General features: G+C 61.6%; 14 protein-coding genes. 7 read left to right on the top strand and 7 right to left on the bottom strand.

Translation table 11 applies throughout. From position 1 onward, the window contains the following. Window positions 1-3 precede the first annotated feature (3 nt). The 7 genes from MSKU9_RS15875 to gspG are packed head-to-tail and all read right to left on the bottom strand — an operon-like array spanning window position 4 to window position 5,703. On the bottom strand, window positions 4-612 hold the full coding sequence (locus MSKU9_RS15875) for a prepilin-type N-terminal cleavage/methylation domain-containing protein (RefSeq protein ID WP_141262354.1): 609 nt from the start codon (window positions 610-612) through the stop codon (window positions 4-6). After that, entirely contained in the window at window positions 609-1,028 is a 420-nt protein-coding gene (locus tag MSKU9_RS15870; protein ID WP_141262353.1) for a PulJ/GspJ family protein, read from the bottom strand. The genes MSKU9_RS15875 and MSKU9_RS15870 overlap by 4 nt, the downstream gene beginning before the upstream one ends. Continuing rightward, window positions 1,025-1,438, bottom strand: coding sequence for a prepilin-type N-terminal cleavage/methylation domain-containing protein (locus MSKU9_RS15865; protein ID WP_162515749.1), 414 nt, complete (start codon window positions 1,436-1,438; stop codon window positions 1,025-1,027). The genes MSKU9_RS15870 and MSKU9_RS15865 overlap by 4 nt, the downstream gene beginning before the upstream one ends. 1 nt (window position 1,439) lies before the next feature. Continuing rightward, a complete protein-coding gene (locus tag MSKU9_RS15860) occupies window positions 1,440-2,705 on the bottom strand; it encodes a type II secretion system F family protein (protein ID WP_141262351.1) in 1,266 nt (421 codons plus the stop codon). After that, window positions 2,702-4,450, bottom strand: a complete 1,749-nt coding sequence (locus tag MSKU9_RS15855) for a GspE/PulE family protein (RefSeq protein ID WP_227002522.1) — start codon at window positions 4,448-4,450, stop codon at window positions 2,702-2,704. Before MSKU9_RS15855 ends, MSKU9_RS15860 begins: the two co-directional genes overlap by 4 nt. Further along, entirely contained in the window at window positions 4,447-5,262 is an 816-nt protein-coding gene (locus MSKU9_RS15850) for a prepilin peptidase (RefSeq protein WP_141262350.1), read from the bottom strand. Before MSKU9_RS15850 ends, MSKU9_RS15855 begins: the two co-directional genes overlap by 4 nt. 15 nt (window positions 5,263-5,277) lie before the next feature. Further along, on the bottom strand, window positions 5,278-5,703 hold the full coding sequence (gspG, locus tag MSKU9_RS15845; RefSeq protein ID WP_227001129.1) for a type II secretion system major pseudopilin GspG: 426 nt from the start codon (window positions 5,701-5,703) through the stop codon (window positions 5,278-5,280). 126 nt (window positions 5,704-5,829) lie between these two features. Here gspG and MSKU9_RS15840 point away from each other — a divergent pair, with 126 nt between their 5' ends. The 7 genes from MSKU9_RS15840 to MSKU9_RS15810 all read left to right on the top strand — a co-directional run bounded on the left by MSKU9_RS15840 (window position 5,830) and on the right by MSKU9_RS15810 (window position 13,811). After that, a complete protein-coding gene (locus tag MSKU9_RS15840; protein WP_141262348.1) occupies window positions 5,830-6,246 on the top strand; it encodes a lytic transglycosylase domain-containing protein in 417 nt (138 codons plus the stop codon). 50 nt (window positions 6,247-6,296) lie between these two features. Then, complete coding sequence (locus MSKU9_RS15835; protein WP_141262347.1) at window positions 6,297-7,385, top strand: PilN domain-containing protein; 1,089 nt, start codon at window positions 6,297-6,299, stop codon at window positions 7,383-7,385. Then, complete coding sequence (gene gspM / locus MSKU9_RS15830) at window positions 7,385-7,990, top strand: type II secretion system protein GspM (RefSeq protein ID WP_141262346.1); 606 nt, start codon at window positions 7,385-7,387, stop codon at window positions 7,988-7,990. Before MSKU9_RS15835 ends, gspM begins: the two co-directional genes overlap by 1 nt. Then, complete coding sequence (locus MSKU9_RS15825) at window positions 7,987-8,649, top strand: hypothetical protein (RefSeq protein ID WP_141262345.1); 663 nt, start codon at window positions 7,987-7,989, stop codon at window positions 8,647-8,649. Before gspM ends, MSKU9_RS15825 begins: the two co-directional genes overlap by 4 nt. Next, window positions 8,646-10,988, top strand: coding sequence for a type II secretion system secretin GspD (gene gspD / locus MSKU9_RS15820; protein WP_141262344.1), 2,343 nt, complete (start codon window positions 8,646-8,648; stop codon window positions 10,986-10,988). The genes MSKU9_RS15825 and gspD overlap by 4 nt, the downstream gene beginning before the upstream one ends. Continuing rightward, on the top strand, window positions 10,985-11,821 hold the full coding sequence (locus MSKU9_RS15815) for a type II secretion system minor pseudopilin (RefSeq protein WP_141262343.1): 837 nt from the start codon (window positions 10,985-10,987) through the stop codon (window positions 11,819-11,821). Before gspD ends, MSKU9_RS15815 begins: the two co-directional genes overlap by 4 nt. A gap of 298 nt (window positions 11,822-12,119) precedes the next feature. Beyond that, window positions 12,120-13,811 carry a glycoside hydrolase family 68 protein gene (locus MSKU9_RS15810; protein WP_306343023.1) on the top strand — a complete coding sequence of 564 codons (1,692 nt, stop codon included), beginning with the start codon at window positions 12,120-12,122 and terminating at the stop codon, window positions 13,809-13,811. Window positions 13,812-14,040 lie beyond the last annotated feature (229 nt).

Raw genomic sequence — 14,040 nt, 5'->3', positions numbered from 1 at the left:
ACATTAATTATGCGGGCTGCGTATCAATGCGACAACGATATCGGGCCATATCCGCCTTTCACGATCGGACAATACGATACGGATGCGGACAAGATCGGGAAATCCGTCCGTTGCCCATTCCGCCAGCCACTGCCCACGGGCAAAATAACTGATTTCCAGATCCGAAACAGGGGACAGCAGAACGGCCCTCTGCGGTGGACCCGGCAATCCCCGTGGCATGACATGCTGATGGGGCAGCCAGGATAAAAGCAGAGCGTTCCCTTCGCGGGTCAGGCGGACATCCACCAGACGATCGGCAGACGCCATCGCCGCCCCTTCGGGCAGGCGGGTACGGAAAACCATACCATGATGGGTACCCGTCAACGTGCGGGTATCCAGACTGCTGCCGGGATCAGCCTGTTCGATCATGGGGCGTAACAGGCCGTCAAGATCGATCAGGCGCTCGCTTTCCCCAATGGACCTGCGTTGCCGCTCGAACACCGTGACGCCAAAATAAGTGCCCTGACCCAGCGTGGCCAGCAGGACGCCGAATATGACCAGAACCACCAGCAGTTCCAGCAACGTAAAACCCGCATCGGATACAGGCCCGTCATATCGGTCATGACGGGTCATGGTCCGCCCCCTGCCGCCCGACCAATACGCATCGTGCGCAACAGGACCATGCGCGGATTATCTTCATCCGCCGGCGCTGTCCTGTTCTCACCGCGCGACCACGTTTCCGCGACCTCGACGGAATAAAGCGTAAGGCGTCCCGCGCTCTGGACGGGTACGATGCGCAGTCGCCATCGAAAACCATGGCCATCATCGCCTTCCTGCACCGTAGCCGACACAGCCAGCCCATGCCCTACGACCGCCAGATGGGACTGCGCACGTGACAGGGCCTCTGACGCGCGATCAGCAATCCATGCGTTGCGCCATCCCCCCATGCCCGTATCAAACAGGACACCCAGCGCAAGGGCGGCAATGAAAAAGGCGACCATGACCTCCAGCAGGGTAAAACCCGCATCATGCCCCGCCCGTTCCGTCATGGAACGTTCTCACGCACCGTCACGCTACCCGTCAGGGCACTGGCGGCAAGCGTGATCCGCCGCCCGCCCCGCAACAGCGTGACCGTACGGCCCGTCACACTCCCGTCGGGATGGAATACAAGGGTGACATCATCCGCCAGCATGACGCCGTATGGCAGCGCATGGGACGGCCTGCCCTCCATGCCATACCGGCCCAGCGGCGCATTAGCCTTGAAGATGACGGGGCGGGCCATGACAATGGCGGTCATGCGTCCATCACGCATGGCGGCCGTCATGCCCTGTGCCGCGACGCGCAGTTCCAGCGTGGGTGAACGCATGGGGCCACGAGACACGATCACCATACCAACCAGCCCCAGCACGGCCAGCACCACGATCATTTCAAGAAGGGTGAACCCCTCCGCACGTTTCACGCTAGTGCTGCGCAAGGTCGTTCAGCCCGAGCATGGCCAGCATCAGCGACGATACGATACCGGCGATCATGGCCCCCATGACGATGGTGATCAAAGGCACCAGCAGCGCCACCAGACGCTGTACCCGCAGGCGCACCTGTTCTTCATGAATACCGGCGGCCCGTAGCGCAAGCGGGCCAAGCTGCGCCGTATCCTCTCCCAGCCTGAGCAGATGGATGGTGCGGGAGGGAAACAGGCCGGATGCACCAAGCGAACGCGACAGCACGCCACCACCCCGCGCGGTATCCGTTGCCTGTTCCACTGCCCCCAGCACGGCCCGGTTGCCGATCACGTCACGTACAATGCCCAGCGCTGCCAGCAGGGGCACACCGTTGGTCAGCAGGGTACCCAGAGTACGTGTAAATCGTGCTGCGATCGTCTCACGCAATAACACGCCGATCACGGGCAGATGCAGCCATAACCGGTCAGCACGCAGGCGGGGACCGGGCTGGCGGAGTATCCACCTTCCTCCCATACCGATCAGGAACAGGCCGGACAGCGCAATCACCCCGTATTGCGCCAGCCAGTGCCCCGCCCCGATCAGCAGACGGGTGGAAGGCGGCAGTGTCGCCCCGTTTTCCATGAATAACGGTACGAACTGCGGCAGCACCTGCGTCAGAAGCAGAACGACAGACCCCACGGCGGCGACCGACAGCAGGGCAGGATAGATCATGGCGGACTGGATGGTCGCAACCAGCGCGCGTTCACGCTCCATCATGCCCGCCAGATGTTCAAGCGTGGCAGACAGGCTTCCCCCCGCTTCGGCCGCCCGGACCAGCCCGACATACAGCGGCGGAAAACTGTCCGGGCATGAAGCCAGCGCCACATGCAGGCTGCGCCCGTCACGCAACGCAACGCGGATACGCTCCAGCACCGTGCGCGTACGCGGACCGGACGCCGTTTCGACCAGAAAACGCATGGCCCGGTCCAGATCCTGCCCCGCCGCCAGCATGACGGAAAGCTCCCGCGTCAGGTGCGTGACCTCCGTACGACGCAGGCCGTGGCGGCGACCGGCAAAACGGAAATTTCCCGACGGCAGCCATCCCAGCAGAAACTGGATTATTCCCAGTCCCCCCGGTTCAGCGCGAAGCGGCAGATTACCCTGCCGCCGTATCCATGCGACGGCTTCGGCCTCGCTGGTGGCACTGACCGTACCCCGTATGGTCTGTCCGTCGGGGGTCAGGGCCGAAAAGCGGAATGTATGACTGGCGGACGAAGGCTGGATCATGGCTGTTCCGCCCGTATGCTGCGGGTGACTTCCTCGATCGTGGTCTGGCCGGCAAGGGCGGCGTCCAGCCCCGTCTCGAACATCGGCACCATGCCGCCTGCAATCGCCGCACGTTCAATGGCCGCGTGGTCGCCGCCCGTAAAGACCAGATGCGTGACCACCTCATCAGGCACCAGGAATTCCGTAATGGCCAGACGACCGGCATACCCGGTGTGACGGCAACGGGGACAGCCCATGGGCTGAAACAGGATGACTGCCTGCCCGCCACTGCGTTCCGCCAGGCCAAAACGGGTAACCAGTTCGGGTGATGCCGGCCGGGGCTGGCGGCAGGCCCCGCACAACCGCCGCACTAGGCGCTGCGCCATGACCCCACGCAGCACGGCGGTCAGAAGATAATCCTCCACCCCCATGTCGCGCAGGCGCACGATGGCGGCAGCGGCAGAGTTCGTATGCAGGGTGGACAGGACCAGATGCCCGGTCAGGGCGGCCTGAACCGCGATCTGCGCGGTTTCCACGTCACGGATTTCGCCCACCATCACGACATCCGGATCCTGTCGCAGGATGGCACGCAGTAATGTTGCAAAGTTCAGGCCGATCTGTGGCTTGACCTGAATCTGGCTGATGCCGGGTAGCTGGAATTCGATCGGGTCCTCGACCGTGACAACATTCCGATCAACCGTATTGAGGGTTAGCAGACCGGAATAAAGGGTTGTGGTTTTCCCCGATCCGGTCGGCCCGGTCACCAGAACCATGCCATTGGGCAGCGCAAGCGTCCGGGACAGGCACGCGACCACGGCTGGTGCTATACCAAGGGCTGCATAATCAAACGTTACGGCCGAGCGGTCCAGAACGCGCAGCACCACCGTTTCACCATGCAGGGAGGGAATGGTGGAAACGCGGAAATCGACCTCATGCCCCCGGATGGGCAGGCGGATACGTCCATCCTGCGGCAGGCGGCGTTCGGCAATGTCAAGACGCGCCATGATCTTGATACGCGAGATGACAGCCGCCGTCAGTGATGCAGGCGGGCTTTCGACTTCGTGCAATATACCGTCATAACGGTAGCGTATGCGCAGGCGGTCTTCGAACGGTTCGATATGGATATCGGATGCCCGGTTTTCGACCGCGCGGAAAATGATCTGATTGACAAGCCGGATGACCGGCGCTTCAGACGCCATATCGCGCAGGCGTTCCGTATCTTCCTCAAACGGCGTATCGGCTTTTTCTTCTCCTTCCGACGCATCGCTCGGGGGATAAAGACGCTCGAAGGCGGCTTCGATCTCAACGGGGATCGCAATGGCGGGTGTCACCGCAAGGCCTGTGGCGGCAGTGATCGCGGCCGTGGCAAAGTGGTCCAGCGGGTCGGTCAGCGCGACGACAAGTGCATGCTCCGTGCGGACGATCGGCAGCGCATGGACATCACGCAGGAAACGTGGCCGCAACCTGTCGGACAGGATGGGTTCAGCAGGAAACTGGTCGGGGGTGACAATAGGCATTCCCAGCAGCTCGGCATAGGCTTCCGCCAGTCCCCGTTCTGAAATCAGCCCCAGCCGCAGAAGGGCGATATCAACCCGCCCCCCCATATCCGCCGCCGCCCGGCGTGCGCGATCAAGCGTACGCGGATCGCACCGCCCCGTCCGGGCCAGAAGCTGAAGCAGACGTGTCTGCGCTGTATCGGGTGCAGGTGTCCCCTCCGTCACGACTACCGGTACGGGAGCGTCATCCCCATACGGTTCCGTCATCATGACGCGCCGCCCCCCACATCAAAAAGGAATACAAGCCACGTGACCAGACCCAGCCCCGGCCCGAACGGAATGCGGATGGCCGTCACATGGCCCCGTTCGCTGTGCACAGGCCGGACATCCATCTGCCTGTGCAGGAACAGGCCGGTATATGATGCTACCCCCGTTGCAACCAGTGTCACGATGGCGCCACCCGCAATGACGAAAGGCAGGGAATCAAGGCCCGTCCACGCCCCGGCCGCAGCCAGCAGCTTCGCATCCCCCATGCCCAGTCCCTCGTACCCGCGCAGGCGACGGTACATCAGCGCAATCAGACGAAAACTGCCATACCCCACTGCCGCCGCGACCGTATGCGCGGGCACGGCTGCGGGTGACAGCAGGCGACATGACAGCAATCCCCCCAGCAGTAACGGCAGGGTCAGCGCATCGGGCAGACGCAGAATTTTCAGGTCAATCCAGCCCAGTGCAAGCACGCACCAGCCCAGCGCGCAGCCACTCCATATCCATACCGGGTCCGGTGTGGAAAAACGCATGTATCCCGCACACGTCACGATAACCGCCACCCCCAGCGCCAGCAGCTCGACCAGGGGATGGAGCCAGCCGATAGGTACATGGCAGTACCGGCACCGTCCGCGCGCCAGGACATAACTCAGAAACGGCACCAGATCGCGGGCCGTCAGTACCGATCCACAGTGCTCACAGGCGGACCGGGACAATATGACCGGCTGGCCACGCGGCAGGCGACGGATCAGGACACCAAGGAATGATCCCGCGAAAGGGGCGGCCAGCAGCGCAACAAGAGACGTTCCGTCCATTCCCGCACATCCCGTCTAGGGGTTGCATATCTGGTGGGCGGGATCATCTCCATGACCAGCCGGTCCGGCAGAGCACAGGTCATAATCATGACCGGGACGATCGGAAGGATTGCGATAGATATAAGGATGGTTCCACGGGTCGAGCAGCGGATGACTGTCCTTTACATAAGGACCGTTCCACGTCTCGGAATCGGTGGGACGGGCCACAAGGGCCTGCAGGCCTTCATCGGTGGAAGGATAAGACCCGACATCAAGTTTATAAAGATCGAGGATCTGCCCCATCCGTTCTATTGACTGCCGGGCGATGGAGGCCCGCGCCCCACCCAACTGGCGCAGGGCCGCCGGGGCGACCAGCCCGATCAGCAGGCCAAGGATTGCAATAACGACAAGCAGTTCAATTAACGTGAATCCTGCCTCGTCGCGTTTTTCGTGGAATCCGATGAAACGGACGACATTTTTTCTTTTCCCTGAAATAAACTGCCGTTCTTTTCTTGCGTTTTGCAAATGATTGCGCGGGGTCATCCCTCCGCATTGCACAACGTCGCGGTCAGAAGGTGCGGGAGAACGATGGGCATTCCTTATCTGGCCTGCATGGCGCTTGTCGCATCGCTCTATCATCTTCCGCCGCGCGTACTGCCTGCAATCCAGGCGGTGGAAGGGGGGTATCCCGGTCTGGAACACCCCAATACCAACGGCACCCGTGACCTGGGGATCATGCAGGTCAATACGGCATGGCTTGTTCCACTGGCCCGTTATACCGGTACCCCCGTAACCATGGTCTATCGCCGGTTGCGTGATGACATCTGCTACAACATCGCGGCAGCAGGGGCGATCATGCGCACCCAGCTGGATGCCACGCATGACGGTCTGCTTCGGGCTGTCGGCAATTACCATTCCCATACTCCCGACCTGAACCGGGCCTATCAGTTACAGGTCATGCAATCGGCAGCCCGCCTGTTCGCCACGGCACAGACCGGACAGTGAAACGTAATCGCCATGCTGGCCGATACTTTCTCCGACACCCGGAACACACCATGGATGCGAGAGTTTCCCTGACCATGAAAATACGCGACGTGCGGGACTGGTGGTTACGACAGATGCGCGACCTCATGCCTGCGTGGCTCAGGCATGAAAGCCGTGCATTCGATGGCTACATGATCGACTGCCTGCCCGATAGGATCATGCTGCGCCTGCCGGACGGAACGGCCATGCCCCTGCCCACCCCTGCGCGGCAGGCGGAGGATGGGGACATACCGGCGCCCGATCAGTCCACCATGCACGACGCGCTGGCGGCGATCGTGACAACCCATGGTCGCAGGGAAGTCATCCTGCATCCAGATCCCGCGATGCTGCTGGAACGTGAAGTGATCCTGCCGCCAGCAGCGGAACACTCCCTTGACCATGTACTGACCTACGAAATGGACCGCCTGACGCCCTTTGTCGCGGCGGATGTTGTTTTCGGCGCACGGGTCATGCGCCGGGACATGGCGGCGGGACGGCTGCATGTGCTTCTTTCACTTGTTCCGACCGCGGCACTGCGTGGGTTACTGCCCGTCCTGCGCACAGTCGGCATGGAGCCAGTGGCGCTGGAAATCCCCCGTCCCGGTCATAATCCCCTGCGCCTTTCGCTGACACGGCGGGGATCAGAGGCGCAGCGCCGCACCCGGCACCTTCTTACCGGGGCGGCAGCGACATGCGGTGGGCTGGCGGTCGTGGCCCTGATCCTGCCCTTTGTATTGCAGTCCGTGGCTTACGCACGGCTGGACCGCCGCATGGCCAGTGTGCGTGCCCCGGCACAGGCCGCGACCCGCATCAGGCAGGACATACAGGGCGAAGCCGCGGGACGAAACCTTATGCGCGCCGAACAGCAGAGACTGGGTAATCCCCTTGTCATACTCGACGCCCTGACCACGGCCCTGTCCGATGAGACCTACCTGACCGACCTGTCCCTGCAGCAGGGACGACTGCTGATAAGCGGCCAGTCCCATGCGACGACTGCGGTCATACAGGCGATGAACGCCGACCCGGTTTTTGTGGCACCATCCTTCGCGGCCCCCGTCACCCAGTCCAGCGACCGGGGCTACAGCCAGTTTTCCATACAGGCTACGGTGGGAAAACACTGATGGTTTCCCTGCAGCCCCCCACCATGACACAGGGCATCCTGCCCGAAGGGCGGCCGGGCAGGATACTGGCATGCGCCATGACGGGTATCGTCATTCTGGTGATGTGGAACGGCATCGCGCTGCCACTGATGGGCTGGTACCATCAACGGGCCGAAACACTGGCCATGCGTACCGCAATGACTGCCCGCATGACCGAACTGGCGGCGGCCCTGCCCGCCCTGCGCCAGCGGGCCGCGACATCCCGCCCCACGCCGTCGTTTTTCCTCAACGGGGCCAACGATACGGTTACCGCCGCCGCGTTGCAGGACCGGGTGCAGGAAATGGCATCTGCGCTGGGCGCGACTCTGTCGAGTGTGGAAACCCTGCCCGCCGTGCAATCAGGGGCCTATCACCGCATCAGCGTGCGGATTGCCACCACGGTTTCCTTTGAAACGGATGTCCGGCTGCTGGATGCAATTGCGCGGGCGACGCCAGCAATGGTGGTTGATGAACTGCAACTGCACCTTGCCGCAGGGGCGCGGCGCGACAGTCCCATGCTGGATACGGCCATGACCGTCATTGCCTACAGGCCGGAAAGCAGCACGCCACGCAAGGGGGGGCAATGATCCGCCCTTCCCTGCCCCGCCGGCTGCCCGTTCCTGCCGGCCTGCTGGCGCTGGTCTGCTGTGGCGTGGTGCTGGCGGGCATTGTGATTGAAGAATGCCGCAGTCCCGCCGCCCCCCACCAGCCTGCGCAACCCGATATCCTCAGGGGACTGCCCATGGCGCAGGGGGGCGGGCAGAATGGGACAGACCGGCTGGAAGGCCTGTTGCCGACCATCCTCCAGCGGCCCCTGTTCGTTCCCTCCCGTCGCCCGGCAAATAACGGTACCATGGCCATGCCGGGCATGCGGCTGAGTGGCATCGTGGTCGGACCGGGCGGCAGCAGGACTGCCATCTTTTCCCTGCCCCGCGGCGCGGTTCCATCGGGCGCCATGCACGGCCCCGGCAATCCCGTGGTCGCAGGCAGTCGCGGCATACTGGCGCGTGAGGGGGACGTGATCGGGCCATGGCGCATACGCCGGATCGGACCGGGAACAGTGGGCGTGGAAGGCAGTCATGGCATGACGGAACTGCGTCCTGATCGGGAGCGCGGTGGTGGCAAACCCGCCCCACCAGGCAGCCTGCAGGGCGACGATGCGTCTGCCGGTCCGGATGATGCCATTACACTCCCTGAAGCCCGCTTTCCCGTTCCCCCGCCCCCTCCGGCCCGGTCGCATCCATGAACCCATTTTCTATTGCCCCTACCCGCTTCGCCACCCTGTCCGGGTGGTGTACCGCCCTGCTGGTGTGCATGTCCGTGACAGGATGCGATACGGGCGCACCGCCCAAGGTATCGCCACTGCCCGGTCCCCAGTTGCTGCATGGCGGGACCGAACCCCCGGTGAACGGGCCGGTCGGATCGACCGATCGTCCCATGACGGCACAGGTCAGCTATGGCCGAGACAGCAGCCCCCATCTGGGTCACGAAGTGCAGACGACCCCATCGGGAACCGTGACGCTGGATTTTGCCGATACGGATATCCGTGATGTCGTGGCGCAGATATTGGGCAATGTGCTGCACGTCAATTACACGATCGATCCAGCCGTAACAGGCACGGTCACACTGCATACCGCAACACCACTACTGGCCGGTGAAATGCTGCCGGTCCTGCAGATGCTCCTGTCGGAAGTGGGTGCTACACTGGGCCGGATGGGCGACCTGTACCGGGTAACGCCCGGTGCCGGCAGACCTGCGGGCACCGCTGCCGGGGCGGGTACCGCTGGCGGCAGTCCGGTGGGGCTGGCGGAAGATCCGGCAATGGCGGGCAGCATCATGGTACCCCTGCGCTATGCCGGGGCGGAAGACCTTGCCAAGGCGCTGCAACCCTTCATGCAGGGCAGCGGCCATGTCAGCGCAGTCAGCGGAGCGAATGCACTGCTTGTCGCCGGCGATCCCGTCACGCGCAATACGATCGTGGATCTTATACACGCCTTCGATGTCGATATGCTGGCGGGACAGTCCTATGCCCTCCTTCCCGTCTCCTCCGGTGCGGCACGCGACATGGCCACGGCGTTGCAGGAAGCCCTGCGCGGTCATGGCGGCACACTGGCGCAGATGGTACGGGTCATTGCGATGTCGCGCGTGGACGCCGTGCTGATTGTGGCCAGTTCCGCCCGATACATTACCGACACGCGTCGGCTGTTCGACCTGCTGGAACGGACCCGGCGGACGACAATGCGTACATGGCATGTCTATTATATCCAGAATACCAATGCCAATGACGCGGCCTATATCCTGCAGCAGGCCTTTACCCCTGACGATGTGACAGCCCAGCCCACCCAGCCACCACAGGCAAATATTCCCGGTGCGGGCCAGCAGGGCACCACGGGCATGGGTGGGGGCCTGTCCGGCCTGGGGGGTATGGGGGGCATGCAATCCGGCAGCACGCCGGGTGGCGGGGCCGGACTGGGGGCCGGCACGGGCATGATGTCCGGTGTCACACAACCCGGCGCACAGGGCGGTGCGGCTGGCGGCACGCAGCCTGCGAACGCCAATCCACTTCTGGGCGGCCTTGATAATACCGCCGGGGGAAACGGTCGGGTCCGGGGCATGCGGATCATCCCCAGCCCCCAGCATAATGCACTGCTGATCTATGCCACCGATCAGGAAAACGACACGATTGAAGACATGCTGCGCAAGGTGGACATCCTGCCCGTGCAGGTACGCATCGATGCCGTGATTGCCGAAGTGCAACTGAATGACGCCCTGCGCTACGGCACGCAGTTCTTTTTCAAGTCGGGTGGCATCAACGGGGTCCTGAGCAGCAACAGCCAGACCATTACCACCGGCAAGCTGGCCTCCGCCGCGTTCAGTCATACCCTGCCCGGTTTCATAATCGGCAGCGCAAGTGGCAGCGGGGGCGCCCCCATCGCCCTGGACGCACTGCAGAATGTGACAAAGGTACATGTCCTGTCCTCGCCCCAGATCATGGTGCTGGACAACCAGCCCGCGCGCCTGCAGGTGGGACAGCTTGTTCCGATCCAGACGGGATCACAGTCCAGCACGATCGGGACCTCGATCTACAACCAGTTCACGTACCAGCCCACCGGGGTCATCATGCAGGTGACGCCACGGGTCAATAACGGCGGACTGGTGACGCTGGATATTTCGCAGGAAGTCAGTTCGGTCAGTTCCACATCATCCAGCACGGTCAACCCGACCTTCAATGACCGCTCCGTCACTTCCCGCGTGGTCATACAGGACGGGCAGACGCTGGGGCTGGCCGGGCTGATTACCGATACATCTTCACGTAACAACAGTGGCATTCCGTGGCTGAAGGATATCCCGGTGCTGGGCATACTGGCAGGCGACCAGAGCAATAACCGCCAGCGCACGGAACTGCTGGTTCTCATTACCCCCCATGTCATGCATGACCAGCGTGATGCACAGGCGCTGACCGCCGACCTGCGCGATGCATTGCCCAATGCGGCAGGCGTGCCCGATGAACTGCTGAACATGCGTTCCACCGGCAGCGCCGACCCGCAGGCCCGCATCCGACGTGGCGTCGGTCTGGGGCCATGAAAACCCCACCGCCGTGCCTGCGAACCATGACCGATGGTGGTTTCGCACTGCTGATCGTATTATGGACGGTGGTCCTGCTGTCATTTCTGGCATTTGCCATCACATCCGCAGGACGGGGGCAGATACATGCGACCGACATGCTGCGCCTTCATGCACGCCTGCAGCAGGAAGCCGATGGAGGGATATGGGAAGCAGCGTTCCACCTGCTTGATACTTCGGCCGGGCATTGGGGGGCGGATGGAACCGATCACCTGATCCGGCACGGAAACACCCGCCTGGACCTGCGGATCACCAGTGAAGCGGGAAAAATCAATCCCAACATTGCCTCAACCGGGCTGCTGCTGGCGCTGTTACGGGCGACAGGGTCGGATATGCACGAAGCGCAGGCGCTCACCCTCAATATCCGTGCGTGGCGCTTCCCGGCATCATCTGACAGTGCAGCACTGCCCGGCACAATGGCCGCCTATGTCACGGCCGGCCGGCCCTACGGACCGCCGGGCGCACCATTCCAGAGCGTGGGAGAACTGCGTCTGGTGCTTGGCATGACGCCCGTAATCGCAGCCCGGCTTATACCGCATCTGAGCATATACTGGGATGATGAACCGGTTGTCGAACAGGCTGATCCGGTGGTGCGTCAGGCCATGATGAGCGTTGGGAACACTTTTCCCACTGGTGGAATGCCCCGGGCCGAGCGGGTGGTCAGTATTGAAGCCGCTGCGATAGACAGGTCCGGCGCACGCGCCTTCCGTCATGCGATCATCATGAAGGCACCTGCGGATAACTCTGCAGTCCCCGTCAGATTACTGGAATGGGATATTCCTGTAGGAAAATAAAACGTATGGCTGTTCTTCGGGTCTGCATTAAAAATCAGTTAAAATATTTTTCTGTCCCGGCAACCTGTCCATAACCCTGCCGTTCGAGACACGAGGTCTCATGCCTGTATATTCTTGAAATATGGCAAGATGATTCTCAAATAAAACGAAAATAGACGCGACAGTCATGATCGTGTTCTTATGCCCTGAAATATCCAGAAATAATGATATGGAACAAGTAATGACGTCGAGTCCATAACCCGTATACTTCGGCACGGCGTCTGAAGTGCGGGTTCATCCTATGCCGGAGTACGTAAAAATGGAAATTTCCAATCAGGATGTCCCCAGAATAATCGGCAACGGTCATTCTGGCCGAAAAGTATATGGGACCGCCATCAGGCTGGTCCTTGCCAGTAGCATTGCGGGCTATATCCCCTTTACCATGGCGCACGCGCAGACCGCAGTAACCCCGGTTCCCGGTTTTCCGGCGCCCACGACCCATTCGCAACAGGCCTACAGCCCGTTCGACACGTTCACCTCCCGGTGGACACGTGCGGATGCGCGGCAGATCAAGGCCCGATCCGACCCGAATGTTGCGGTAGGGGCGAATTCCATGCCGACCAGCGTGACAATGCCCGATATACCCGCCGACTTTCCCCAGACGAACCCCGATGTCTGGCTATGGGATACATGGACGTTGATCGATGCCCACGCCAACCAGTTCAGCTACAATGGATGGGAAGTCATTTTCGCGCTTACGGCTGACCCCAATGCCGGATACACGTTTGATGACCGGCACGTGCATGCACGTATCAGTTATTTCTATCGCCGTGCAGGCATCCCCGCTTCGGCGCGGCCGCGTAACGGGGGCTGGATATATGGTGGTCACCTGTTCCCCGACGGAGCCAGCATAAAGGTATTCGGTTCCACAACACTGACCAACAATGCCGAATGGTCGGGATCGACCCGCCTGCTGAAAACGGACGGGAACGAGGTGGCGGTGTTTTATACCGCACTTGGCTTCAACCGCACGGCGGATGGTGCAAACGTCGCGCCCCCCGTTGCGATCATTTCCAAGGCGAATGGCCGGATCCATGCGGACCTGAACCATGTCTGGTTTACCGGTTTCAACAACCATACCGGCCTGCTTCAGCCTGATGGAACCTATTACCAGACCGGGCAGCAGAATGAATTCTATTCCTTCCGCGACCCCTTCACGTTCGAGGATCCGCAGAACCCCGGACAGACATTCATGGTATTCGAAGGGAACACGGCAGGCGAACGCGGCGCCAAGGACTGCACGGCAGCCGATCTTGGCTATCAGGCGGGCGACCCATATGCCGAAGACCTGGATACCGTACAGAATTCGGGGGCAACATACCAGAAAGCCAATATTGGCCTGGCGGTATCCACCGACAGCTCCCTGACGCAATGGCGTTTCCTGCCACCCCTTATTTCTGCAAACTGTGTCAATGACCAGACCGAGCGGCCTCAGGTCTATATCAAGGATGGGAAATACTATCTGTTCACCATCAGTCATCGCTCGACTTTTGCAGCCGGCATTGATGGGCCGGATGGGGTCTACGGTTTTGTCGGCAATGGCGTGAGAAGCGATTTCGAGCCGCTGAACTGGGGCAGCGGTCTGGCACTGGGCAACCCCACCGACCTCAATACCGCAGCGGGTTCGGATTTTGATCCCGATCCACAGCAGAACCCACGAGCTTTTCAGGCCTATTCGCATTATGTAATGCCCAATGGCCTGGTTGAATCGTTCATCGACACGGTAGAAGGCCGACGTGGCGGGGCACTGGCGCCCACCGTGAAGATCCAGATCAGTGATGCAATCACCCAGATCGACCTGTCTTACGGTCAGAACGGACTGGGGGGATATGGCAACATCCCGGCAAACCGGCATGATCTGGACTGGCAGGGATTTGTGCGTGATCTGCTGCGGTCCGGAACGTCATCCAGCGCCAATGTGTCACTTGCTTCGTTCGTCCAGCAGCAATAATGCGGCCACTGTTCATATGATGCCTGCATTCTGAAGGGGGAGACATCAATAATATGCGGGCAGAAACGATACGACGGACTGTATTGATGGTATTACTGACCAATCTGCCTGCGCTGGCGATGGCGCAGGCAGCCGACACGCAACAGATCCCTCCGTTACAGGCCACCACCCCGCAGTGGCGGCCGCTGCTGCATTATACGCCCCGACGCAACTGGATGAATGACCCCAA

The sequence above is a fragment of the Komagataeibacter diospyri genome, assembly GCF_006538165.1.
In the GTDB taxonomy this organism is placed as follows: Bacteria; Pseudomonadota; Alphaproteobacteria; order Acetobacterales; family Acetobacteraceae; genus Komagataeibacter; species Komagataeibacter diospyri.
This window is presented reverse-complemented; position numbering and strand designations above follow the sequence as displayed.

What these genes read in the sequence shown, in the direction of transcription:
- gspM (WP_141262346.1), top strand. Translation starts at nt 7,385, where the DNA reads ATGGTTTCCCTGCAGCCCCCCACCATGACACAGGGCATCCTGCCCGAA.
- MSKU9_RS15835 (WP_141262347.1), top strand. Translation starts at nt 6,297, where the DNA reads ATGGATGCGAGAGTTTCCCTGACCATGAAAATACGCGACGTGCGGGAC.
- MSKU9_RS15840 (WP_141262348.1), top strand. Translation starts at nt 5,830, where the DNA reads ATGGGCATTCCTTATCTGGCCTGCATGGCGCTTGTCGCATCGCTCTAT.
- MSKU9_RS15810 (WP_306343023.1), top strand. Translation starts at nt 12,120, where the DNA reads ATGGAAATTTCCAATCAGGATGTCCCCAGAATAATCGGCAACGGTCAT.
- MSKU9_RS15815 (WP_141262343.1), top strand. Translation starts at nt 10,985, where the DNA reads ATGAAAACCCCACCGCCGTGCCTGCGAACCATGACCGATGGTGGTTTC.
- MSKU9_RS15825 (WP_141262345.1), top strand. Translation starts at nt 7,987, where the DNA reads ATGATCCGCCCTTCCCTGCCCCGCCGGCTGCCCGTTCCTGCCGGCCTG.
- gspD (WP_141262344.1), top strand. Translation starts at nt 8,646, where the DNA reads ATGAACCCATTTTCTATTGCCCCTACCCGCTTCGCCACCCTGTCCGGG.
- MSKU9_RS15850 (WP_141262350.1), bottom strand. Translation starts at nt 5,262, where the DNA reads ATGGACGGAACGTCTCTTGTTGCGCTGCTGGCCGCCCCTTTCGCGGGA.
- MSKU9_RS15870 (WP_141262353.1), bottom strand. Translation starts at nt 1,028, where the DNA reads ATGACGGAACGGGCGGGGCATGATGCGGGTTTTACCCTGCTGGAGGTC.
- MSKU9_RS15860 (WP_141262351.1), bottom strand. Translation starts at nt 2,705, where the DNA reads ATGATCCAGCCTTCGTCCGCCAGTCATACATTCCGCTTTTCGGCCCTG.
- MSKU9_RS15855 (WP_227002522.1), bottom strand. Translation starts at nt 4,450, where the DNA reads ATGATGACGGAACCGTATGGGGATGACGCTCCCGTACCGGTAGTCGTG.
- MSKU9_RS15875 (WP_141262354.1), bottom strand. Translation starts at nt 612, where the DNA reads ATGACCCGTCATGACCGATATGACGGGCCTGTATCCGATGCGGGTTTT.